Origin of the sequence: Bacillus basilensis, assembly GCF_050630465.1 — a bacterium.
In the GTDB taxonomy this organism is placed as follows: Bacteria; Bacillota; Bacilli; order Bacillales; family Bacillaceae_G; genus Bacillus_A; species Bacillus_A basilensis.
In genome coordinates this window covers 127637-150167 of sequence record NZ_JBNTQO010000009.1, presented here as the reverse complement: position 1 = coordinate 150167, position 22531 = coordinate 127637, and the positions used below count along the sequence as shown (strand labels likewise).

At 35.9% G+C, this 22531-nt stretch carries 28 protein-coding genes; 4 read left to right on the top strand and 24 right to left on the bottom strand.

All coding sequences use genetic code 11. The annotated features are described in order from the left end of the window. Nucleotides 1-14 precede the first annotated feature (14 nt). The 16 genes from ACQVV1_RS18295 to ACQVV1_RS18220 form a co-directional block, all read right to left on the bottom strand. Nucleotides 15-3866: a phage tail tape measure protein gene (locus tag ACQVV1_RS18295; protein WP_431169320.1), complete on the bottom strand. Its 3852-nt coding sequence runs from the start codon at nt 3864-3866 to the stop codon at nt 15-17. A gap of 221 nt (nt 3867-4087) precedes the next feature. After that, a complete protein-coding gene (gene gpG, locus ACQVV1_RS18290; RefSeq protein ID WP_042513010.1) occupies nt 4088-4405 on the bottom strand; it encodes a phage tail assembly chaperone G in 318 nt (105 codons plus the stop codon). Between the two features lie 50 nt (nt 4406-4455). Next, a complete protein-coding gene (locus tag ACQVV1_RS18285; RefSeq protein ID WP_431169319.1) occupies nt 4456-5064 on the bottom strand; it encodes a major tail protein in 609 nt (202 codons plus the stop codon). Next, nucleotides 5065-5424: a tail completion protein gp17 gene (gp17, locus tag ACQVV1_RS18280; RefSeq protein WP_431169317.1), complete on the bottom strand. Its 360-nt coding sequence runs from the start codon at nt 5422-5424 to the stop codon at nt 5065-5067. It abuts the gene before it with no gap. Beyond that, nucleotides 5421-5858 (bottom strand): HK97-gp10 family putative phage morphogenesis protein, encoded by a 438-nt coding sequence (locus tag ACQVV1_RS18275; protein ID WP_431169315.1) that lies wholly within the window; start codon nt 5856-5858, stop codon nt 5421-5423. Before ACQVV1_RS18275 ends, gp17 begins: the two co-directional genes overlap by 4 nt. Beyond that, entirely contained in the window at nt 5851-6174 is a 324-nt protein-coding gene (locus ACQVV1_RS18270; protein WP_001068020.1) for a phage head closure protein, read from the bottom strand. The genes ACQVV1_RS18275 and ACQVV1_RS18270 overlap by 8 nt, the downstream gene beginning before the upstream one ends. Further along, entirely contained in the window at nt 6161-6448 is a 288-nt protein-coding gene (locus ACQVV1_RS18265) for a head-tail connector protein (RefSeq protein WP_431169314.1), read from the bottom strand. Before ACQVV1_RS18265 ends, ACQVV1_RS18270 begins: the two co-directional genes overlap by 14 nt. A gap of 20 nt (nt 6449-6468) precedes the next feature. Then, nucleotides 6469-7641 carry a phage major capsid protein gene (locus tag ACQVV1_RS18260; protein WP_431169313.1) on the bottom strand — a complete coding sequence of 391 codons (1173 nt, stop codon included), beginning with the start codon at nt 7639-7641 and terminating at the stop codon, nt 6469-6471. 37 nt (nt 7642-7678) lie between these two features. Then, on the bottom strand, nt 7679-8389 hold the full coding sequence (locus tag ACQVV1_RS18255; protein WP_431169312.1) for a head maturation protease, ClpP-related: 711 nt from the start codon (nt 8387-8389) through the stop codon (nt 7679-7681). Continuing rightward, entirely contained in the window at nt 8376-9629 is a 1254-nt protein-coding gene (locus ACQVV1_RS18250; protein WP_431169311.1) for a phage portal protein, read from the bottom strand. Before ACQVV1_RS18250 ends, ACQVV1_RS18255 begins: the two co-directional genes overlap by 14 nt. A 188-nt stretch (nt 9630-9817) precedes the next feature. Beyond that, nucleotides 9818-11512 (bottom strand): terminase large subunit, encoded by a 1695-nt coding sequence (locus ACQVV1_RS18245; RefSeq protein WP_431169310.1) that lies wholly within the window; start codon nt 11510-11512, stop codon nt 9818-9820. Nucleotide 11513: 1 nt separating this feature from the next. Continuing rightward, nucleotides 11514-12017, bottom strand: a complete 504-nt coding sequence (locus ACQVV1_RS18240; RefSeq protein ID WP_000242929.1) for a phage terminase small subunit P27 family — start codon at nt 12015-12017, stop codon at nt 11514-11516. A gap of 129 nt (nt 12018-12146) precedes the next feature. Next, nucleotides 12147-12524 carry an HNH endonuclease gene (locus ACQVV1_RS18235; RefSeq protein ID WP_001139457.1) on the bottom strand — a complete coding sequence of 126 codons (378 nt, stop codon included), beginning with the start codon at nt 12522-12524 and terminating at the stop codon, nt 12147-12149. Next, nucleotides 12514-12768 (bottom strand): hypothetical protein, encoded by a 255-nt coding sequence (locus tag ACQVV1_RS18230; RefSeq protein WP_431169309.1) that lies wholly within the window; start codon nt 12766-12768, stop codon nt 12514-12516. Before ACQVV1_RS18230 ends, ACQVV1_RS18235 begins: the two co-directional genes overlap by 11 nt. A gap of 18 nt (nt 12769-12786) precedes the next feature. Further along, nucleotides 12787-12993 (bottom strand): hypothetical protein, encoded by a 207-nt coding sequence (locus tag ACQVV1_RS18225; protein ID WP_431169308.1) that lies wholly within the window; start codon nt 12991-12993, stop codon nt 12787-12789. After that, complete coding sequence (locus tag ACQVV1_RS18220; protein WP_000398646.1) at nt 12993-13163, bottom strand: hypothetical protein; 171 nt, start codon at nt 13161-13163, stop codon at nt 12993-12995. The genes ACQVV1_RS18225 and ACQVV1_RS18220 overlap by 1 nt, the downstream gene beginning before the upstream one ends. 126 nt (nt 13164-13289) lie before the next feature. Here ACQVV1_RS18220 and ACQVV1_RS18215 point away from each other — a divergent pair, with 126 nt between their 5' ends. Continuing rightward, the gene (locus ACQVV1_RS18215) at nt 13290-13670 is read left to right on the top strand and encodes a DUF2513 domain-containing protein (RefSeq protein ID WP_098229203.1); all 381 of its coding nucleotides are present in this window, start codon (nt 13290-13292) and stop codon (nt 13668-13670) included. On the opposite strand, the gene ACQVV1_RS18210 is transcribed toward ACQVV1_RS18215, so the two are convergent. The 7 genes from ACQVV1_RS18210 to ACQVV1_RS18180 all read right to left on the bottom strand — a co-directional run bounded on the left by ACQVV1_RS18210 (nt 13667) and on the right by ACQVV1_RS18180 (nt 18072). After that, a complete protein-coding gene (locus ACQVV1_RS18210) occupies nt 13667-13900 on the bottom strand; it encodes a hypothetical protein (RefSeq protein ID WP_416503500.1) in 234 nt (77 codons plus the stop codon). The genes ACQVV1_RS18215 and ACQVV1_RS18210 overlap by 4 nt on opposite strands. Nucleotides 13901-14274: 374 nt before the next feature. Then, nucleotides 14275-15171 (bottom strand): hypothetical protein, encoded by an 897-nt coding sequence (locus ACQVV1_RS18205; protein WP_431169307.1) that lies wholly within the window; start codon nt 15169-15171, stop codon nt 14275-14277. A 305-nt stretch (nt 15172-15476) separates the two neighbouring features. Further along, entirely contained in the window at nt 15477-15983 is a 507-nt protein-coding gene (locus ACQVV1_RS18200) for a hypothetical protein (RefSeq protein ID WP_431169306.1), read from the bottom strand. A 358-nt stretch (nt 15984-16341) separates the two neighbouring features. Further along, nucleotides 16342-16884, bottom strand: coding sequence for a site-specific integrase (locus ACQVV1_RS18195; protein ID WP_001012146.1), 543 nt, complete (start codon nt 16882-16884; stop codon nt 16342-16344). Continuing rightward, entirely contained in the window at nt 16884-17366 is a 483-nt protein-coding gene (locus tag ACQVV1_RS18190) for an ArpU family phage packaging/lysis transcriptional regulator (protein WP_242253380.1), read from the bottom strand. The genes ACQVV1_RS18195 and ACQVV1_RS18190 overlap by 1 nt, the downstream gene beginning before the upstream one ends. 27 nt (nt 17367-17393) lie before the next feature. Further along, complete coding sequence (locus ACQVV1_RS18185) at nt 17394-17564, bottom strand: hypothetical protein (RefSeq protein ID WP_431169305.1); 171 nt, start codon at nt 17562-17564, stop codon at nt 17394-17396. Between the two features lie 382 nt (nt 17565-17946). Next, the gene (locus tag ACQVV1_RS18180; protein ID WP_277930136.1) at nt 17947-18072 is read right to left on the bottom strand and encodes a hypothetical protein; all 126 of its coding nucleotides are present in this window, start codon (nt 18070-18072) and stop codon (nt 17947-17949) included. 263 nt (nt 18073-18335) lie between these two features. Here ACQVV1_RS18180 and ACQVV1_RS18175 point away from each other — a divergent pair, with 263 nt between their 5' ends. The 3 genes from ACQVV1_RS18175 to ACQVV1_RS18165 all read left to right on the top strand — a co-directional run bounded on the left by ACQVV1_RS18175 (nt 18336) and on the right by ACQVV1_RS18165 (nt 21945). Then, on the top strand, nt 18336-19244 hold the full coding sequence (locus ACQVV1_RS18175) for an NTTRR-F1 domain (protein WP_431169304.1): 909 nt from the start codon (nt 18336-18338) through the stop codon (nt 19242-19244). Between the two features lie 54 nt (nt 19245-19298). Further along, nucleotides 19299-20894, top strand: coding sequence for an NTTRR-F1 domain (locus ACQVV1_RS18170; protein ID WP_326042345.1), 1596 nt, complete (start codon nt 19299-19301; stop codon nt 20892-20894). A gap of 265 nt (nt 20895-21159) precedes the next feature. Then, nucleotides 21160-21945 (top strand): sulfotransferase family 2 domain-containing protein, encoded by a 786-nt coding sequence (locus tag ACQVV1_RS18165; protein ID WP_242253377.1) that lies wholly within the window; start codon nt 21160-21162, stop codon nt 21943-21945. Between the two features lie 129 nt (nt 21946-22074). Here the strand turns inward: ACQVV1_RS18165 and ACQVV1_RS18160 are convergent, their stop codons facing one another. After that, nucleotides 22075-22530 (bottom strand): nucleoside triphosphate pyrophosphohydrolase family protein, encoded by a 456-nt coding sequence (locus tag ACQVV1_RS18160; protein WP_242253375.1) that lies wholly within the window; start codon nt 22528-22530, stop codon nt 22075-22077. Between the last annotated feature and the right edge of the window lies 1 nt (nt 22531).

The window sequence follows — 22531 nt, the reverse complement described above, 5'->3', positions numbered from 1 at the left end:
CGTGCTCACCACCCTTAAAATTCCTCTCTTCTTTTTTGTTCACGATCTTGAAGCTTTGTAGTATAGGTGTAACTTCCGTTTGCAAGCTCTTTTCCATCTAAAACATTAGTCATGTTTACGGTTAAATTCAGTTCTTGTTCTCCACCTGGTCTATTTGGGAATATTGTTTTCGCCATAGATGGATTGCTATTAGATAATTGCGGTTGCGCATATCCGTTGAAGTCGCTAAATGTATTACGTGGGATACTATGTTGATTCGTTTGGAATCCGAAATCAAAAACAGACGGCATGTTCCCCATTTGTTTCTTAACGGTTCCAACTACATTTTTGGCTGCATCGACAACAAACCGCTTCCCTTTATCCATACCAACGCCAACACCTTCTGGAACCGCACTACCAACTGGAATCATCACTTTAGATGGACTGTTAATCTCTAGCGCTCCGGAAATAGTCTTTTTAATCTCTCCTGCAATTTCTTTCGCTTTACTATACAAGCCTCCCGTTGCACTATCTAACCCTGTTTCAAGGCCTTCTATAATTGATTTACCAATGGAACTTAGATTTATAGAACTGAAAAATTTTTCAACTGTATTCCATTTTTCTTCAATACCATTCTTTATTTCTTGCATTTTATCTGTAACAGCTTTTTTCTTTTCCTCAAATTTTCTTGAAACTGTATTTTTTATCTCCTCTACCTTGTTACTTGCAGAGGTTTTCATATCTTCATATTTATTGGTAACATCCGACCACATTTCTTTCATTTTTCGAATAACATCGTCTTTCATAACTTGATATTTCGATTTTACTTGGCCAGTTTCCCAATCTACCTGATTTGCATGTTCACCAGCTTGCGCTTTTGCTTCACTCACAATTTCTTTATGCTTATCTTGAGCTGTAGAAACTGTACTATTATACTGACGTTTTGCCTCTGCAATGATTGCGTTCGCTTCATCAGCAGTGATTGTTTTATTTTCATCACGCTGGCGAATGGCCTCTGCAATTTTTTCATCACGGGTCTTTTTCGCATCTTCAATAACTTTATCTCTTGCTTTGGCGCTATTCTCTACAACTTCCGCTGCCTGTCTAGCTGAAATTTCACTAGCCTGCACACGCATATTTTCAAGAATAACCTTTTGCTCCATTTGATTTTTAGACATATGCTCAACAGCAACTCTGTCCATTTCATCCTGTAGTGCTTGTAAAGAAATACGTTCAGACGTTGTTAATTCTCTATTTTCCCTAGCGGCTGTTTGTAGAATTTCTTTAATTTTATTTTCCTTTTCTTGTGTCTTTAGCTTCTCTTGTTCATAGTGCTGATTTAACTGTTCAATTCGTTTGTTCTCTTCTTCAGCGGTTAATACATACGAATCAGCAAAGAACTTTTTAAGCCCTTCAATTTCTTTTTGCTGCCTTGCGTTGGTTTTTTCAATGATTGTATTAGCTAATTTGTCATATTGACCAATCAACTTCTGCGACTGTTCTTCTGTTATTACTTCATGATTCAATCTAATTTCAGTTAACTTTTGTCTAATACCATCGGACAGCTTGAAATACTCACCAAGAACCTTCTTTGTTGAGGAGCTTACTTTCCCTTCTGTATTTGTAGCAAAGCGATCTACTGAAGCGATACTGTCTTCTGTTGCTTTTTGATATGCTTTATATGCAACAACTCCAGTCCCGATAAGAGCGGCTGCTATTAAACCAACAGGCCCAAGAAGCACTCCTAATGCACTTCCTAAAAATCCAACCGCAGCACCAGCAAGACCCGCAGCGCCACCAGCAATTCCTAATGATGTTGCTAGCGCTCCAATCCCTGACATAACCATTCCAACTGCCGCTAAAACTACACCGATTGCAGCGGCTACCGCTGTTAAAGCAAGAACAATACCTCCTGTAATTGCAATGGCCTTTTGTACTGGTCCTGGTAATGAGTTAAATCCATCCACAAGTTTTTGTAATCCAGCAACAAAGGCACTAACCACAGGGGCAAGCGCGTCACCGATTGTCTTTTTCATTGTGGAAAATGCCGAGTCTAATAATGTAATTCGTCCTTGTAGAGTATCAATTTTAGTCGCCGCAACATCTGCTGCCGTAACTTTAGACATAGAATCCCACATCTCGTTAACACCTTTTGCTCCTTCTTTAAAGAGAATAGTCGCACCACGAACGGCATCCGAACCAAATAACGTTTCTAAAGCCATACTTCGTTGTTGGTCTGTTAAATCTTTCATGGATTCATGAAGTGTACCTGAAATATTTTCTAGACTTTGAATATGCCCTTGTTGATCGTAGAATTTTGATGATAAAAAAGCTGAACTTGTTGCTAATTCGCGGAATGTGGTATCGCATTTATCATTCCATTTCGTTACTCCTTCAGTTTTCATTACATATTGTTCTAAAGCTACTTCTATATCCCCTACATTTCTGGAAGCTGGTTGAATACCGTTTTTTACTAAGAAATCAAATCCAGCTTGTGCATTATAAGTAATAAGACCCAAATCTCGCATTTTGTTATATGCTTCTTTTGTAGACGGATTTAATCTCATTAGCATTGTTTTTAAAGATGTCCCTGCATCAGAACCTTTTAAACCGTTTTGAGCAAATACCGCTAAAGTTGTAGCTGTATCTTTAAACGTCATTCCGGCTCCAGCTGCTACTGCTGATGAAGCTGAAAGTCCATATTTCAACTCTCTTACATCAGTTGCGGAAGCATTAGCTGCACCAGATAAAATATTGGCTGCATCCGCAACTGAAAGATGGTCTGCTTTAAATGCATTCAAAGCTGTGGAAGCAATTTCGGCTGCTTCACCTAACTCTAATTGCCCTGCCGTCGCTAAGTTAAGGGCACCCGCCAATCCGCCGTTAATAATATCTTGTAAGCTAACACCAGCCTTTATTAATTCCTCGATACCTTGACCTGCTTGAACACTGGAGTATTTTGTTGTCTCTCCCATATTAACAGCCAATTCACTTAACTTTTTCATTTCTTCGCCAGTAGAACCCGATACAGCTTTCACATTAGCCTTTTGTTGTTCAAAATTCATTGATTCTTCCACAGCCGATTTTAAACCCCGACCTATTGCGTAAGTCATACCACCAAATACCAGGCCGATCTGCATTCCAGCATTTTGCAAATGATTACCTAATGTCTCCATGCGATTACCGAAGTTCAATAGGCGATTCCCTTGCTGTTCTAATTCACGATTTGACTGCTGTAATCCAGTTTCAAATCGATTCAGTTCAGCTGTTGCCCGATGAATTTGTTCAGCGTATCTTTGTGCTGATTGACTCGCTTCGCCTTCTTCTGTTTTAGCACGATTATAAGCTTGTTGAAGTTCCCTAATTTTCTCTTTTTGTTTATCTATCATACGAGATAGCACATCAATTTTCGCTCGGGTCTGTTCAGATGCATTGGTATATCCATGCATTCCTGTTGTAACCGCTTGGAATTCAGCTTGTAAAGACTTCAATGAGTTATTTAATTTATCCAGTGCTGTTTGTTGTGCCTGACGATTCACTTGTTTGAGTTCATTTTCAAATCTATTTAAATCAGCAACTGCCTTATTAACTTGCGAAGCATATCGTTGAGTTGCTACATCATTTTCACCTAATTTAGCCTTATTTTGATCATAGGCTTGTCGTAATGCTTTAACTTTCTCTTTTTGCGCATCAATCAGCCTGCTGAGCGTATTCATTTTCGCTTGCGTTTGTTGACTAGCGTTAGCAAAACCACCCATACCTGTACTCACAGATTTTAATTCGTTCTGTAATGTTCTGACTGCACGTCCTGAATTCGCGATACCTTGTCGGAAGTTTACATTATCAAGGGAAAGCCTAACGACCAAATTATTCATTTCATTTGCCATAGTCTCACCCCCTCATTAAATAATGTTTTCTGCCAGAACTTCTATTTCATTAGAGCTTGCATTTTCCCTATTTGAATTACCTTGTTCACGACTCTTTTGATTCAGCTTTAAATAATGCCAAATATCCATTTCATTATCGATATGGTGATGTTTATACCCTTGACGTAATAAAGAGAGGTAGAGCTCGTCCATAAACTCACTGAACGTTAGCCCTCCTCCCTCTACGCGTTTGGGTTTTCTTCTTCTCCAGATCCAGTACTACCCCCTGCTGCTTCCACTGTTTCATTTATAATTGCGTTAATTACATCTGAAGTTGTCGATAAGAATTTACGGGCATCAACACCATCCCAATACTGATCTAATGTAAATTGACCGTCATAAACTTTCACCACGAATTGAACCATTTTATCCATATCTTCTGGACCAGGATTGTTTGGTATTTCAGCAAGTTCCGGAGCCTGACGAATAAGGCGGGCTGGAATAAATTCCGGCATATTAAAAGTTTGTTTTTCTTTATTAATCATTAAGGTTAATTTCATAGTTTTTCCCTCCTAAATTTAATAAAAAGAGAGAGAGCTTTTGCTCCCTCTTACTTTCCTGCTGGTGGTTGTGCCACAGGTTTCTCATATACCTTTTTAAACCAATTATCTCCGATAGCTTTTGTAAACGTAGGTTCATCTTCATCCGCTGTGAATTTAGTTCTATCATCAAAATCACGTTCAATAAATGAACCTTTCAGTTTAGTTGTTTGGAAGTTTGGCTTATCTTTTTTAGTTTCAGCTTCTTCCTCTTCTTGTGAAAGTTTCCCTTTTAATAACCAAACATATCGATATTTTCCATTAGCCTTTAAAAAGCGCCATCCAATTGCTAAATATGGCTTTTCTCCTTCTCGTTTTTCGTCTAATACACCATCTGTAACTTCTGGAAATCCCTCAATGTCTGCCTTTGTTGATAATGACAATCCTCGAACTTCAATTTCAACCTCAACCTCACCATCAGACTCGGCAATTTCCGATTTTTTATTATCGCTCCACATAATCTCGGTAGCTACTTTTTTAGATGTTTTAACCTTTACTGCACCTTCCATTTTTTTAACCGTACTGTAATCAATACCTGTTGCGTCATCTTTCAATGACTTTGCATAAACAAGACTATCTACACCGACAGTTGAACTAATTTTAATAACTTCTCCAGTCATCTATAACTCCACTCCTTTCGCGAATCGCATCGCGTAATGAAAAATTTTCGTATCCTCTTCATATAAATCAGCAACCTTATAACGTGAGAAACCAATACTTTTCATGACCTCATTCACTTTTTGGTGGATTGCTGTTGTACTACCTTTTGACCAAATATCGATTTGGAATGTGATTTCACTTTCGCTTTCATAATTATCTGCAAATCCATCTGGCCTATTGTCTAATTCAAAAAACGTAGTACGCGGAAACTCTTCAGCATTTTTGGCTTTACGATAATACACACGTTTTCCACCTAATAAAGAAACAAGCTCCTGATTATTTTCAAGAGCTTGTACAATTTCAGGGCGTAAATTTATCATAAATTCAGCCCCATTTCATTCTTCAAGATATCTGTCATAGCACGTACCGCATCCGCTTTAGAAGCGTTAAAACCTGGTTCTATAAATGGATGTGCTGGCATTTTAGAAGTACCCCACTCTAAAAACTTTCCATAGAAATATGGAGAACGGTCTGCTTTGTCTATTCCAATCTTGATCGTTTTCACACCATTTTCCATTCGTGCCTTCGTAACTCGTATATTATCAAGCAAATGTTGGCCTGTACGCCAAGGTTCACTTTTGGACGGTTTCTTAGGACTTGAACTCTTTGGTTCACTTCTTTCCGCAATGGCTTTTCGAATTTGCTCACCACCAGCTGCAAGGGCTTTATCTTCAACCTTTTCTCCACGTAAACCCATCTGCTCTAATTCAGATATCAGGCGATCAAAACCTAAAAAATCAACACCATCAGCCATTCATTCCACCACGCTTCCACATGATTGATAACGTGTGTTTTTCAGTTGGAATAACCGAAATAATGTCATAAATTACGTTCTTATACTTAATCTTCATATCAGCATTCACATCTGTGCGAAATCGGATTTCTGTTTCCCCCTGAACTTCGCTATTAGCTGCGGCTGCTTCAAAATATTTTCTTCCCTTTAAAAAAATAAAAGAGCCCCATACAGTAAAGGAATCTTTATAACCCTCTATTGGATCACCGTCAGGGTTCTTTGCATCCTCGTCTATTACTTGGAACGTAAGACGTTTATCTAATTTACCTGGATTCACTTGAATCACCACCAGAATACTGCAACTGAACTAATATCGACTGCAAACTAAATGCTAATTGCTCTGCTTTTCCAACCGCTTCCCGATTTTCATGCCAATGGGAAATTAAAATACGAGCCGCTAATTTAGAAAGCTCGCTTTTTAAGTCCACATTTTTACTTGTAGCATTTTTTATATATATTTCAGCTGCTATTACGAAAGATGTAATGAGATCGTCCTCCTCATCACCATCCACACGAAGATACTTTTTCGCTTCCTCTAATGTTAGTACCAAGAAGGACACCTCCTGCCTTATTAAGCTCCTGTTTTAGGCGTAACAATAATTTGTCCGTACACAACTGCTTCTGTATCCCATGGCGTAACATCTTCACGCTCGATTGCTCGGAATTCAGAAGTATTTGTTCTCCAAGCGTTTCCACCTTCTGTAGTCATATCGATAGATAATTGTTTTCTATCCCAAAGAATGATGGCTTCTTTTAAATCACCAACAATGAAAGGTGCTTTCCCATCTTTATCTGTGGCGATTGTCTTATTAGACAAAGTAATAACCGGTTTTCCTGACAACAAACTACGTGTTGGATTTGTTGGATCTGGTTGAAGAAGCGGACGACCATTTTTATCTTCTAATTGATCTAAGTAATTGAATCCATCTTGGTTAGTAAAAATATTAGCACCAGCCGCAAATGCCGGGTCTAATGTAACATTTAACGCTGTTTTAATGCCTTTATAATCTTTAAAATCAACCTTTGTCAATTTGTTGAGTTCTTGTAAAATCAGATAGTTTCGAGTTGCAATAGATTTTTTGGCAATCCATTGGCGTAAATATTCTTCTAAAGCTTGATCTGTATCATCTAATAAATCATTTGGTACTGGTAAGAATCCTGCGTAATCTTCAATAGCATAAGATAAACGATCGAATTCAGGAGAAGCAATTTCTTGCATTGCATTTGGTTTACCATACTCAGATAATGGGGCAAAAGGTGTAGATGCTGCACGTTTTTCTAGTGTACGAGCTCCCTTGTTTGTTGATACCGGTTGTACATTTACATATTGTTCTAAGCTATCAACCGTTTGTTTTAATTGATTAATAGTTGTCGTAATATCTTCTGGAACAATATAGCCGCCATCTTTACCTGAATTCTCAGATAAGGCCGCTTTGTATTCCTTCATAACGCTTGCTTCTTCATGACTTAAATTTTGACCACGGATAGCTTTCATAAATACTTCTTTGTACGATGGATCTTCATTTTTAACTGATGATGGAGGTAAAACTCCTGCTTGTGAATTTACAGGGTCAGAAACTTGAATTTGCATCATTGCTAGATAGTTATCTAATTCATTTTTAGCATTTTTCGCTTCCTCAATTTTTGCTTTCGCCTCTTCATATTTACCGCTATTGTTAAATTCTTCTGCTTTCGCTTTTAAGTCAGCAACTTTTTGACGTAATTCTTGTTCACGCTTATCCATTCGATATTTCCTCCTTGTTTTCACACAAAAAATAGACCTATAACTCTAACAGGTCTAGTGCATTTTGTATTTTTAATTGTTCATTATTGTCCTTCTTTGGAATAGAAGGAGCTTTTGCTACTACTCTACTTGGTGTTTTTTGATATTTATCAAAATAATCACTACTACAAGCCGCGACTTCTTTTGCTTCCACAACTTCAATATTGAAGTATTTTTCAGCTTCTTCACCACTTAACCAAGTCTCAGCATCTACTAATTGTTGAATTTCTTCAATTTCAACGCCTTCTTTTAAATTCTCTTTGTATACATTCATGATTCCTGATTCGATGTTATCAAGGTCCTCTGCTGCTTTTCGGAAATCAATTGCATTTCCAGCTGCATATGTCCAAGGCTTATGAATCATTAAGAATGCATTAGAAGGAACAACAACACGATCACCAGCTAGGGCGATTACAGAAGCAATAGAAGCTGCAACACCATCCACATAAACAGTTTTTTGTGCTTTATTACGCTTTAGCATGTTATAAATAGCTAAGCCAGCAAATACAGAACCACCACCACTATTTACATAGATATTAAGGTTACTTTTATCATCCAGTTGACCTAAAACATTTTTCACATCATCCGGCATAATATCAGAATCATCCCATTTCCAACCTGTATTGTTTATGATGTCACCATAGATAAATAGGTCTGCTGACGATTCTGTTTGATTTTTAATAGTAAATACGTCCTTAATCGTCCTCACCTCCCTTCTGTAGCGCCCTTCCATTAGCTTTTGCTAATTGGTATTCATCGGCAATTTCAATAGATACATGGTTTAAGTCAACGCGGTGTTTATCACCGTATTCCCCAATCCCGTCCATGTCTTCCAGTTCCAACACCTTATTAATCGAAAAAGCACCAGCATCGAGCATAATTTTGTAGAATTCTGCTCTTGATTTAGAATCAGCACGTAATAAGCTTGTCAGGTTAAACTTTAGATAATATCGTTTTTGCTCATTAAACGAAAATGCTTTATAAGAAAATTCTTCTTCATACTGTATAAGAATTGGACTCAAAGTATTTTGAATAAAATCTAACGCCTGTTGTTCAATATTGGAGAAAGTAGCGCGATCTAACTCATTAATCATGTGCAAAGGAATATTAAAGATGTTTGCAATCTCACCTTTATCAAATTTCATACCCTCAATAAATTGAGCATCTTTTAAAGGCATCCCAACCTTTTCAAACTCTAAACCAGCATCTAAAATGGCAATCCTTTGAGCATTATTTAATCCTGTATTTGCCTCTTCCCATGCATCACGAAGTACTTCTTTCGCCTCTTTCCCTAGTGCTTGTTGCGTTTTTAATATCCCACTATGCGCTGCACCGTTTGTAAAAAACTTACCTTTAAACTTTTGGGCTGCCTGTGAGCTACCTATTGATTCTCTTGCAATTTGAATAGGTGGTTTCCCCTTTAAACCATCTGTAGACAATGTAGTAAGATGAATAATGTCATCATCAGGTATTTTTATAGGTGTACCGTCTGGCAAACTAGTAAAATACCATAGTTTATTGGTTTTCAGATCCACAGAGGGCGTTGTAACAGCCGGATTTAATACCCATAACTCTTTTGGTCTACCATCCATACCCCAATGGATATTGATATAGGCGTTACCCCATGTATTACGATGTGTTTCAATTAAATGCTTAAATTTAAATGGACTTTGATATGGATTGGGGCGTCTTTCTAATACAAAAGAAACTTGATGTGCCTTATCCCGTTCTCTTCCCTTCGTTGTCTTTTTAAATGTTTGAAAAGGAAGCATAGCTACACTATTCGCAAGTATGTTAATGCATCGGTAAACTGTTGGAACACTTAAAGATGATTCAACAGTTACCTTCTCACCGCTCGCGGCTTGATAGCCAAATAAACTTTTAAACCAGGGAGATGGATTTTTTAAATCCGTTGTATCCTGATTTCTAAATAAATGCCGAAAAATCAAAAGTTTCATCTCCTTTCTATCTTCTGATCATTATCACCCCCAAAATCGTGAGAATAATACCTAACAGATACCATCCGTAAATTGGATTAATAAAAAAAGTTGTCCCTACAATAATGGACAACCCTGAAATAAATAAAATATCTTCTAAAATACTAAAAAAGAACCTTAAAAACCGCATGTAATTCCTCCTAGAATGAGAAATCTTGACTTAAAATATATGAGTTTAAATCCATCTCACCTGAATTGAGCATGCATCGAACATGTGAGTTAATAACAGCCGCTATCGGGTCGATTCTCTCTGTTGCTTTTGACTTGTCCAACATGATGTTTTCGTTGGCATCCTGTTTTGTTATAGCATTACTAACAGCCCAATTTAGCACTGGATTATTGTTGTGAATGACTTTTTTCTGATAAACTTGTTCACGAAAATCCTTTGTAGGACCTGATAAAGTCGCCATTCCTTGACGTATTTCCACCACTGTATATCCTTCTGCTTCCATGTCTTGCATGAATTGCGTAGCATTCCAAGGGTCAGCACATATTTCTTTTATTTTAAATTTATTCTCTTTTTCCATGGTTTTAATATGTTTTTTAATATATTCATAATCAACTACCGCACCAGGTGTTGTTGTAATCCACCCCTGCTGTATCCAAAGATCATACGGAACTTTATCTGTTTTTCTTTTCTCATGCAAAGTATCTTCCGGCATAAAACTATGACTAATTACAATATACGTATCATCCTTTTTAAATTCAAAATCTACACTTGTTAAGTCAATTTTTGCTGATAAATCGACACCTACTGTGCATTCTAACCCTTTTAATTCGGATAATTCCACAGTTTCTTTGCAATCTTTCCATTTTTGCATATCCATGTAGCCATTTTCTTTCATATCCACCCATCTATTCATGTTTTTCGTGAGATAATTACGCATTTTCTCAGGTACATCAAGGGCTGATTGAAGTTCTCCTTTTAAGAAAGTACGTCCTTCTTCATAACTACATAGAATTGGATTTGCTTTCTCCCACACTTCTGCATTCGTAATCTCATCATCTTTATCTAATTCATTAACCATGACAAAGTATTCTTCGTTTTCAATATCAATATTAGGGTCCAAAATCTTAGAAACATATTGATACTCAACACGATAGCATGGATGACTTAAATTGAAACCAGCTGTCGTTATAATCATCATAAGTGGATTCGGACGAGCACCTGAACCTGACACTAGAACGTCATAAATTTCAGAAGTAGGATGTGCATGATATTCATCAATAATTCCGCACTGAACATTCAGTCCATCACCAGATTTCCCAGCATCTTTTGATAGTGCTGAAATAAAAGAATCAGTTTTAAGATGTTCAATTTTCCCATACGCAATATTAAACTTTCCTTTTAAATCTTCACATCCATTCATTTGTGCTTTAATTTCATTCCAAACAATTTTACTTTGTTCCGTTTTCGTAGCTCCAATGTATACTTCCGACATATTTTCACCAAATGCCATTGCTTCATAAGAACCTACACATGCTAAAGATTGAGACTTTGCATTTTTACGTCCAACTTGCCAATATGCTTTTTTAAATCGCCTTAATCCCGTGTTACGATGAACCCATCCGTAAATATTGCTAAATACAAAAATTTGTATCGAATGTGGTTCAATTCTCTGACCTGCTAATTTTCCTTTTGTATGTTTAAAAAGAGACATCCACTTTAAGAAACGAAGCGCTTTTTCCTCCTTAAAAACATATGGAAAATCTTCAGAACCTTCACGATCAATATCTCTTAAAAATCGTTTACAAGCCTGTTTATGCTTCTGACAAGCAACAACTTCATCATTTAGTACATCATCACAGTAGTCCAGCATCCATTGTTTGATCATGTTATACGTCAAACTCCTTTTCTACATTTGTTTTCGGACCTTGTTTTATATTTGGAATGACAATTTTCGCTCTTGCACTCGGTGTAAGACCAAACTCAACAGCCAAAGCCTTCATTTGTTCATGCAATTGCTTTTTCTTTGTAAGTAATGGATGTGGAACTTTATTGGTTTCAGCTGCCTTATTGGTATATTCAACAAGAAGTCCTTCTTCTCGGATAATTTTGGTGCATTCAACATAGTCAGAATAAGCATCGCAATACGTTGCCAATGCATTCACATCTATGTTTGTGATAACGTCTAGCTCTAGTAATTCACCAGCAATTCTTCTAAATTCTTTCTTTGCAACTGAATCTAACCACGTTGGCGGCTTTACCTTGTCCTTTTTTGCTTGTAACTGTTTTTCGGCTTTTAATCGCTGCTCAATTTCATCTTTTGTCAATCGATTTGTATTACCTTCTAATAAATGCAAATGAATCGGCTTCGCTTTCCTTCCTATGAGAACCACCTCCCTCGACTGAACCCCCTTTTATAGAATAAAACGAACTTTTTATACGGAAAGCTAGGCGGCGGTCTCCAGGGAGTCGCCTTTTGCTTTTTCATGGTGGGGGCATGTTTATGATTTTTTTCTTTCGAATTATTTTTTATTTTTCTTCTCATCTTCTTTTGTTTTCTTGTTATGGCAAGCATGACAAAGCGTTTGTAAATTTGATGGTTCTAGTCGTTTCGACCAATCAACACGTATAGGAATGATATGATCGACTACATCACCTATCTTAATGATGTCCTTACTTCTACATTGAACACATAGCCCATGATCTCTACGGTAAATAAGCTCACGCATATCCTTCCACAATCTTGAATTGTAGAATGAACGTGAGCTTTTGTTTCGAATATGTTTGTCGTAATATCTTACGGTTTCTTTTTCCTTTTCGATGTGTTTAGCACAATACTTATCCCGCGTCAGTTCATTGCAACCTAATGACTTGCACGGCTTAAATGGTTTACTTGGCACCTTCCATCCTCTTTCTTAACCGTTTCATTTCATCCTCAATGCTAAGATTCTTCTTATTAATCCGTTCGTGGTACTTAGCAATGTCCGCTTGATACCTACGAATCTTATCGTTCACATATGCAGCAACATGTTCATTTTTACAATGAGGACAAATAAAGAAACACTTCTCAATTCTTTTTGGAAGTTGCTCTAGTTGTGGTTGCATATCGTAATCCTTATTACAATTAGAACAATAGACTTGCATCTATCATCACTCCCTATTCTAAACAAATTCATCCATTGCCTTACCAAGCAAACTAATCATCGCTTCTCTCTTTTGCTTTGGTGTTGTATTATCTTCCAGCTCGTTAAAGATTGGAATTACACTTTCTAATTTCTGTTTATCAATACTTTCATTTACAAGGTCCTGTCCTAACATTGAAATGAATGTACCAATTGCAACCGCTTGTTCTTGTTTTGTTAGTTTCATTATTCGTCACCCTTTTCGATTAAATGCTCCAAACCTTCTAACGCTTCTCCACCATTCACGCATATCACCACATTTCTTAAAATAGTAATTACATCATCTAATGATTGAATTTTATTTGGACCAATCTTATATTGCTTTAAAGGTTTAAGTGTCACTGTTTTACCTTCCATCATTCATCCTCCTTCAAAATAAAAATTTCTAATTAAATGCTTTGGTTACCAATTGTTTTCCTATTCTATAATTTGTAGGATTACCTTCTTTTTTGTCGAATTTGTAGAATGTAAGGAGGTGATAACATGAAATTAAATCAAGATTGTATTCGTTCTATTCTTTTGGAACTAGAAGAAAAATTAAACCTAGGTCAACACATTCATCTTCATCAATTAAAAGAATTTAATACTTTTAACAAATACGGCGAAAACGAATCTATATACGCCATTTTAAAACTTATAGAAGCTGGATACATAAACGGCTCTTACCAGTTTGATGGAGATGAAATTTATGCTCTAGGAATAGGATCGATTACTTTTTCAGGGCATGAATTCCTAGATACTATTAGAGACTCAAAAGTTTGGGCTAAAACAAAAGAACTTACTAAAAAGTTATCTAGTGTTCCTTTAAGTGTACTCTCAGCAACAGCTGTAAAAGTGACAACTGGTTTTATAGGATTATCTTAACTATGTTCACCATTTAAGTAACCGTGTTTACTTAGAAACCGTTCAAATTCTTCTAAAAATATCTTGTACTTATTTGGCGAATAATCATTACTCATAAAAGTCAGTTCAAGGTTGAGCTGACTTTTCATTTCGGTTCCTATAGTTGGATTGTCAATAGAATACCCTTTCACCCAAACTGCTGTATGTGTATCCAATTTTTCTGTCAAAACCGGCCTATGGTATGCCGTCATATAAACCATCCTCTCCAAAATAAAAAAGCACCCAAATGGATGCTTTGATTTATATTATTAATTCAATTACGGTACGTGAAGTTTTAAATTTCTTCCAATCACCTAATAATGATCTGCTGATATTCATCATCAAGATTAAGTAACTGGAAGAAGAGCAAAAGCTCTCCTTAATAACGGTACCATTCAATCGTTACCATCTGCTGGTTTCGGATTTTATGTGCGCCATTATGAAACCGTCTAGACAACATATAGATTATAAAGGAATCTTTATGAGTTGTGTTTTCCGCCACTTCTCACAATACAAATATATCACGTTGCTTCCAAAACAACCGGCACACTTACTGCCAAAAAGCGGTCACGACTCTGCCACTATTTTAATTTCTAACAAGACTCGTATCAAAGTATTTTATTACTAATGTAGATTTGAGCAATTGAAACAGTTTTAATATATCTGTCTTAGTAATTGCATCGTAATCATGGAAACCATGTGCTATTGAATTACGATTAAGTTCTTGACATAATTCATTTGGAACACCAACAAACGTTTTATGTAACATCCGAATTACCGAGAGTGAAAAAACTTTAATAAATTGTTCTTCTTCTATCTCGCTATATTTTTCAGGATTAATTGCTTTAGTAACCTTAAATATTATTGGTTTTTGTCTAACTGATACCATATCTGCATTTATGTTACCATCACCCCAAGTTGCAAGAACATGTTCAAATGCGGCAAACAATGGCATAGCACATAATTTATAATATCCTCCTTTAAATGCTTCATAAGTCTCTTGTATTAGAGTTGCATGAAGTTCATACATAGGATCTTTGACTATCTCTTCTACGTATGAATCAAGATTTTTACTAACATATTCTGATATATGTTCTTGATTCATCTCATCCTCTTCAACTACATTGAGAATTTCAAAATCTAGACACCAAAAATTCTCTTCATGTTCTTTTAATAACATATCAATTTCCTTTATTCGCTCTGCTGCTGTATCACTAATTGATTCCCAATCAATGATGTTCATTAGCCCTGCTATATGCTCATTCATCTCTGAAAAAACACTCATGTTTTCTATAAAACTATCATGTATCTCTATAACAGTTGGATGTATCGCTCTTATAAGATCCATAGTACTTTGCTGTATATCAATAATAGCTTGTATACTCTTGGTTAGCTGAGTTCCTTTTTGCACCTCTTTTCTTACTTCTTCTCTTAACCTTTCTTTTATCTTATTGCGCTTATATTCTTCATCACTTTCTCTCATTATTCACACCCCTTTCTTTAACATTCTATCATTCAAATAAATTAGGATGTAATTTTTTCATCCACTTACCCATATCTTATATTGTGTGTAACTGCCCCCTTCGCTAAATCCCTTAGTATCATTGATTTCATTTAACTTTCTATTTTGAGTTACACAGTACGAAAATTATGAGTAACTGTATAGGGATACCACCAGCATTTTGCAAAATAACCTACGCTATGCGGAAAAATAAAATAAGCTGCCCATGTGGACAGCCTATTTACATAATTATCGTTAGCGGAAGTTATGGTAATAAATTTGTTCTACTATGTTAGAAAAGGGAATCTAGCTGCTTCAAAGTGTATAAAACTTTGGCCAGGTACAGTAATACCATCTGCCGTAGCTTGTGCAAGAATTTGCACGCTATCATTTTTAGATAATTGTGTAATAGTAGAAACGCTTAAGAGATTACTTGTAACAGTTACTTCTTCACCAAAAAAATCATTATCCGCCGCTGCGGCTCTTTCTCTGTTTATATCAATAAACATTCTTAAACTATAATTTGAAGGAACATTTGAGCTAAAACTCAAACTTGCAATAATTAAATATATTCCATTCTGTTTTGGAGTAAAGGTCGATGTAATTGGATCATATTCATTGTTTAAATCAAATACTTTATTTGGATATACAATTTGGGTCAAATCAGCAGGCCCTACATTTTGTGTAGTTGATGCATTAAAAGCTCTAAACGCTGATTGTAGTACAGATGGTTCTGGAATTGGAGGAAATGCACAAGGAGGCCAAGGAACGTAGCATCTATTTTTTGAAAACAAGAATAATCAATCTCCTTTTTTTGTAAGATTCAATATATTATATGTAAAACGAGCCTTTTTTTCTTGTGTGTTTATCCATGCTTGTCCAATAAGCATGAATGATGTATACCATATTCATGTGAAGTTAACATAACGTCTCATTATCGGTAGCAAGGAAAAGGGAGAAAGCTGTACTCTCATCAAGGAACCTTCTTTTTTTGTTCTATGGATCTATTGATTTTTTTATACATTCCTATCCTAGCGCGATTTTAGGGTTCTTATTTGTTACTGAAACTGTATAAAATCTTGCATACTCTTAACGTGGATCTTTTCCAAAATGCTACAATACCCCTAGATTTTAAAAAGAAAAAAGGAATGATTAGATTTTAAACCTAGTCATTGCTTTATCCATTGCATCTTGATTTACACCAATATAACGTAACGTGACCTTCTCTGACGAGTGATTGAATATCTCCATGAGTAATGCTATATTTTTCGTTTGCATGTACATATGGTACCCGTACGTCTTTCTTAGTGTATGCGTTCCGATTTCATCTAAGCCGAATTCTGCCGCTGCTCCACTTAATATCTTATATGCCATGCTACGACCAATCGGACGATTCCTACCTTGTCTGCTTTGTAATAAGTACTCATTATCTTCTCTTTCTTCAATAAACCATTTAAGTTCTCTTTTCAGTGCTGCAGTAATTTGTATTCGTTTCTGTTTCCCTGTTTTCTTTTCTCTCATAGATATATGACTACCTTTGACATCTCCTACCTTCAGTTTCAAAATATCAGAGATTCTCAGGCCTGTATTGATTCCCATAATGAAGAGAATATAATTACGCAAGCTCTTTTCCTTAAAATAGTCTTTCAACTGCTGTATTTGCTCTGGATCACGTATTGGCTGAACAAAATTCATTACTCATTACCCCCAGTTTCTTCAGTCTCATAAACTTCTAATCTAAGAGCAAAAGCAAGTTTATAAAATATTCGAGCCTTAACACGTCGATAAGTACGCTCACTCATGCCAATTTCGTTATATACCATATAGTCACATACATCTTCATCTTCTAAATAACGCTTAATGATGATATTTCTTTGATCCATTCCTGCACGCCCATTACCCAAACGACTAAGAAACTGGTCAATACGAAATGACGTTTGCTTAATCCACTCTTCTCGTTTACTTTGCTGTATATTAGCCATCGCTACATCTTCTAATGGCTTTCCTACATCATTTGTAGGTCCGTGATATCTAATTTCATAAGAAGGAGTGACTTTCATTTCTTCACGCATCATTCCAAACTGTCTATATAAACGTACGCTTTCAAGAACACCTTCTAATTTTTTCTGCGTTGCTACTCTATCAATTTTTGGCAAGAAAGATAATTGTTTAGTCATGTAAGACCACTCCTTTTCATTTTTAGATTACTTTTGTCTTAATGCTCCACGTCTTCGTTCATAACGTGGTCCATGAATCCCCATTAAACCTTCAATGTCACGAGTGCTTAACTTCTCTTTTCGCTTTTTCCTAGTTTTCTTTTTCGTTTGATTCGACTGTTTTTTCCACTCGCGTAATTGGTCCTTTAGTGCCTTCATATTTCTCCCTCTCCCTTTTCAAAATAAAAAGGACACCTATTCCTAAAACAGATTTAATTGCTGCTTTAATGAATTGGTGTCCTCTAGTTTTCTAGCTGGACTATATTCTTTTTTGGGGTAATATTGTAAACTTTTAATTAGGTGCTCATATATTAATATTGAATGACAACTCATAGGACATTGAGCTATCTCTCCAAGGGCACTTTTCGCAGTGCTCTTTTTATTTGTTATTCAAACTTTAAAATAACCATTTTGTTACATTCCTTGCACTTTTAAATAAGGCAAGCATATGTTATAGTATTATGTTTCATCACATTCCTTTTTTTCAAGAGTACATATCGAATGTGTACTCTTTTTGCATTACGCTAAAATGAAATTTTTATTAAAAAACTTTGATTATACGTCCATATCTTCTAAGGAAAGTTAATACTGTTTCCATCTCCTTAGCTGTACGACTTACCAAGCAATCGATTGCTGCATCTTCTGGTAGATATCCTTTTTCTTTCATTATTCATTCTCCTTTTCTTCTAAATAAAGTTTTTACCATAAAAGTAATTGTTAAATATCTAATGCATATGCATTATAATTGGATAGGTATTGTGTATTGGCATTAAGAGGAGCACCCTGTTCAAGTGCTTCTCTTTTTTTATAAAATAGTGTTTTTATTTACTAGAGTGGATTTTATTATTTTGTACAAGCACTCTTTCCTTTTGTCCAATAAAATATAGAGATATCTTAAAGAAGAACTTAACTTAAAAAGGTGGTGATTTTTTGATTAAAAATCGCATTGTAAATGGAGGATTCGAGACGGGAACTCTTTCTCCATTTATTGTAAATAACCCCTCTTTTGTTTCTATTAATAGCTCTAACAGTCATTCTGGTGTTTACAGCGCTAAATTATCTGGAGGTTTAGCTACCGCTATTATTGCTCAAGCGGTTCCAGTATCCCCAAATGAAACGTTCGAACTTTTTGTATCCATTTCTAAAGTCGGACCATTTCCTAGCCCTTTAATAGCTATCAATGTCCAATATTATAATGGCAATACTTTTTTGGGTGACGGCTTAGTTACTTTTATACTTTCTAATCGTATCCCCGATAACAACGAAAAAGATTGGTTAGAAGTTTATGGGACTACTTCTCCAGTGCCAGCTACAGCTAATACAGCATCAATAGTTATCGCTAAGTTCCCCGAATTAGGAAGTGCTGATGTATTTATTGATGATATATCCCTTCTATCCGTCGAACCACCGCAATCTGCATTTAGAGCTGAAAAAATATTTTCTCAAAACGTTACAGAAAATAGTGATATACCAGTTAGTTACGAAGATCAAATATTTGATTTAAACGATGAGTATAATCCACTTACATCTACATTTATCCCTAAACAGGATGGGGTGTATTTTATTTTTGCAATGGTCGATGCACAGCTTTTTGGATTCGATCTTAGTCATATAGCTATATTAAAAATTTACGTAAATAATATTCTTACATTAAGCAGTAAAGGCGTTTATTCAGTTGGCCTCCCATCAACTCCTACTTTAAGCGTCTCTGGAGTCCTACATTTAAATGCAGGAGATGCCGTTATCGTACGTTATATTTCTATTTCCTCAGCTGGTATTATTGAGGGATTTCCTGACTCTTCACACTTTGAAGCTGCTAGATTTCCGTCTCCACTATAAATAAAACAAGTTTACTTTCATTAAAAAAATTTAACTTTAAAAGATGGTGATTTTTTGATTAAAAACCGCATTGTGAATGGAGGATTCGAGACGGGAACTCTTTCGCCATTTATTGTAAACAACCCCTCTTTTGTTTCTATTAATAGCTCTAACAGTCATTCTGGTGTTTACAGCGCTAAATTATCTGGAGGTTTAGCTACCGCTATTATTGCTCAAGCGGTTCCAGTATCCCCAAATGAAACGTTCGAACTTTTTGTATCCCTTTCTAAAGTCGGACCATTTCCTAGTCCATTGATAGCTATCAATGTTCAATATTATAATGACAATACTTTTTTGGGTGATGGCTTAGTTACTTTTATACTTTCTAATCGTATCCCCGATAACAACGAAAAAGATTGGTTAGAAGTTTATGGGACTACTTCTCCAGTGCCGGCTACAGCTAATACAGCATCAATAGTTATCGCTAAGTTTTCCGAATTAGGAAGTGCAGATGTATTTATTGATGATGTAGCCCTTCTTTCCGTGGGGCCTACTGGATTGCCAGCACCTGAAACAACCTGTTTCCAAGATATAGAAACCACACTCCAACATTGTATAGGACGTTTCGTTGCTCTTCGTCTTTCGGGATGTAGTGATTCGATTCAAGGTCAAATCTCTAGTGTCGGTGGAGGAAGCATTGTTTTTATTTCTAATGAAGGAACAAGTGTCATTTCTATTTGTGATATTGTTTTAATTACTTCAGTTCCTCTTGGCTATGTCGTAAACAGCGGTAGTGGCTCTGTATCAATCTTTAGTACTTTAACCAATACAGTCATTGCACCACCTATACCTGTTGGTGCTCTCCCTCTCAATATTGCGATATCGCCAGACGGTACTCACGCCTATGTTACTAATGAATCAAGTAATGATGTATCTGTTATTAGTACTATTACTAACACAGTCATTGGAGCACCCATACCTGTTGGTTCTAATCCCATTGATGTAGCTATAACACCAGATGGTACTCGCGCCTATGTTACTAATGCATCTAGCAATGACGTATATGTTATCAATACTATCACTAACACCGTTATTGGAGTACCTATACCTGTTGGGAATAGCCCTAGGAGTATAGCTATAACGCCAGATGGTACTCGCGCCTACGTTGCTAATTTCTCTAGCAACGACGTATATGTTATCGATACTATCACTAATACCGTTATTGGAGCACCTATACCTGTTGGTACTGGTCCTAATGATATAGCTATTACGCCAGACGGTACTCGCGCCTATGTTACTAATACATCTAGCTTTAATGTATATGTTATCGATACTATCACTAACACCGTTATAGGAGCACCTATACCTGTTGGTGATGAGCCTAGAGATATAGCTATAACACCAGATGGTAATAGTGCTTATGTTGCTAATTTCCTTAGTAATAATATATCTATCATCAATACTCATACAAACACAACCATTGGAGTACTTTTTGCTAATCTCGGTCCAACAGGCATAGCCATAACACCAAACGGTACCCGCGGCTATTTTACTAATCTAATTAGCAATGACGTATATGTTTTCGATGCTATTACTAACACAATTGTTGGGGTACCTATACCAGTTGGTACTCAGCCCTTCGGTATAGCAATAATGCCAAACTGCATTTAAACTTTTTGAACTCATATAAAAGAATATAAAAAGTTTATTGCTACAGCTAGTAAACACTTTTGTGGACATACACTTACTTCCCCTTAAGAGCACTATTTGAAGGTGCTCTTAAGGGGCAATCTTCTACCAAATAACGCTTTTATTTTAAAATTATATTGTTTTAAACTATCTATTCTACTTCTCTTCTCTTCTCTTCTCTTGATCATATGCCAAGTTCTCTATTCATACACTAAACATAAATGGCATAACTGAATGGAGGATAACTATGTCTTTTGCGAATATTATTAAATACGGACGCGTTCCCCTCTTTAATTCTAACCTCCCTTTAATTTTATTTTGGAGTCAAAAAAGTGGCTGTACCTCTCTTGCACATTGGTTTTTTTATCAAATAAATTTATTTAAACAAGCTATAAAATACAATTCTTTCATCCATAATTATGAAAATGAAATATACAAAAACTCCTCGGACTACTTTATTGAATTAGCTGCAGCTTTATATTCAAAAGAAAAAGATACCTATAAGTTAGTAAGAAACCCGTATACAAGAGCTGTAAGTTCATTCTTCTCATTAATTGCTCCCCCTTACATAGAAAACCCAGCATGGAATCCTATTCGGAATTTTTATTATGGTAATGAATTTTGTAATAAACCTATTTCATTTAAAGTCTTTCTCTACTACTTAAAAGCACAAATGATAGATTTAGAACAAGTAGATCCACATTTAATGCAGCAGTATGAACCAGGTGAGGAGGAGTTTGTTACAAAGTATATCTACATTGAAAATTTCTCTACTGAAATTGTGCGCCTAGAACAAATATATCAACTAAAAACTTCTCCTTTACACATACTAACCAAATCATGGCATCATCAGAAGGACAGGGCGATTTTTAAAGGGAATTTTGCAGATGCGGATATTACTGATCCTTTATTCCCACGCCTCCCAACATACGATAGTTTTTATGATCATGAAACTATCCAATTAGTACAAGATGTTTTTAATAAGGATTTCAGCACATACAAATACCCATTAACACCTTTAAAAAATACGTGATTTTCTAATTGCAGTTTTATATTTTACAGAGTAACTTAAATTCACCTATTTAAGTTTCCTCATAAAACTCTCGTAGTAAGTTGGGACACTGGAAGCAGTGTCTTTTTTTAATAAAATTCAAATTTGGTCTTACTTCACATCGACACGTGCTTGGCTTGCTTCCCGACTAAATCCATCAGGATATCTTTTAGTTAGTTTTGCAATGTTCATTTGAGCAATGTCTTCTAGGGTATACCCCATTTCATGAGACATAATTGAAATGTAATACAAAATATCACCTAGCTCTAAAGCGATTTTATGCGTGTTCCCATCTTCTTCTCCTGGGCAATGGGCCGGATCAAATCCATGACCATGGAAAATTGCTTTTTTTACAATGTCCGCAATCTCACCAGATTCTCCTGAAAGTCCTAATGCTGCATTTAAAACACGTCCACCAAAATCCTGATTTGTATTCCATGTACGTAATGCCGCTTCTTGATATTGAACTAATTCACAAATTTGATTGTTGTTCATTACAGCTAGTCCTTCCTTTGATTTATTGATTAATTTAGTTACTTCCATAACACCGTTGTTCATTGCTTTCATC

Bases quoted from the DNA above. Each gene is read 5' to 3' on its own strand.
- ACQVV1_RS18185 (WP_431169305.1), bottom strand. From the start codon at position 17,564: ATGAAGGCACTAAAGGACCAATTACGCGAGTGGAAAAAACAGTCGAAT.
- ACQVV1_RS18165 (WP_242253377.1), top strand. From the start codon at position 21,160: ATGTCTTTTGCGAATATTATTAAATACGGACGCGTTCCCCTCTTTAAT.
- ACQVV1_RS18245 (WP_431169310.1), bottom strand. From the start codon at position 11,512: ATGATCAAACAATGGATGCTGGACTACTGTGATGATGTACTAAATGAT.
- ACQVV1_RS18285 (WP_431169319.1), bottom strand. From the start codon at position 5,064: ATGACTGGAGAAGTTATTAAAATTAGTTCAACTGTCGGTGTAGATAGT.
- ACQVV1_RS18220 (WP_000398646.1), bottom strand. From the start codon at position 13,163: ATGGAAGGTAAAACAGTGACACTTAAACCTTTAAAGCAATATAAGATT.
- ACQVV1_RS18160 (WP_242253375.1), bottom strand. From the start codon at position 22,530: ATGAAAGCAATGAACAACGGTGTTATGGAAGTAACTAAATTAATCAAT.
- ACQVV1_RS18180 (WP_277930136.1), bottom strand. From the start codon at position 18,072: ATGAAAGAAAAAGGATATCTACCAGAAGATGCAGCAATCGATTGCTTG.
- ACQVV1_RS18195 (WP_001012146.1), bottom strand. From the start codon at position 16,884: ATGAATTTTGTTCAGCCAATACGTGATCCAGAGCAAATACAGCAGTTG.
- ACQVV1_RS18225 (WP_431169308.1), bottom strand. From the start codon at position 12,993: ATGAAACTAACAAAACAAGAACAAGCGGTTGCAATTGGTACATTCATT.
- gp17 (WP_431169317.1), bottom strand. From the start codon at position 5,424: ATGATAAATTTACGCCCTGAAATTGTACAAGCTCTTGAAAATAATCAG.
- ACQVV1_RS18215 (WP_098229203.1), top strand. From the start codon at position 13,290: ATGAAATTAAATCAAGATTGTATTCGTTCTATTCTTTTGGAACTAGAA.
- ACQVV1_RS18260 (WP_431169313.1), bottom strand. From the start codon at position 7,641: ATGGATAAGCGTGAACAAGAATTACGTCAAAAAGTTGCTGACTTAAAA.
- ACQVV1_RS18230 (WP_431169309.1), bottom strand. From the start codon at position 12,768: ATGCAAGTCTATTGTTCTAATTGTAATAAGGATTACGATATGCAACCA.
- ACQVV1_RS18205 (WP_431169307.1), bottom strand. From the start codon at position 15,171: ATGAGAGAAAGTGATGAAGAATATAAGCGCAATAAGATAAAAGAAAGG.
- ACQVV1_RS18210 (WP_416503500.1), bottom strand. From the start codon at position 13,900: ATGACGGCATACCATAGGCCGGTTTTGACAGAAAAATTGGATACACAT.
- ACQVV1_RS18190 (WP_242253380.1), bottom strand. From the start codon at position 17,366: ATGACTAAACAATTATCTTTCTTGCCAAAAATTGATAGAGTAGCAACG.
- ACQVV1_RS18275 (WP_431169315.1), bottom strand. From the start codon at position 5,858: ATGGCTGATGGTGTTGATTTTTTAGGTTTTGATCGCCTGATATCTGAA.
- gpG (WP_042513010.1), bottom strand. From the start codon at position 4,405: ATGAAATTAACCTTAATGATTAATAAAGAAAAACAAACTTTTAATATG.
- ACQVV1_RS18295 (WP_431169320.1), bottom strand. From the start codon at position 3,866: ATGGCAAATGAAATGAATAATTTGGTCGTTAGGCTTTCCCTTGATAAT.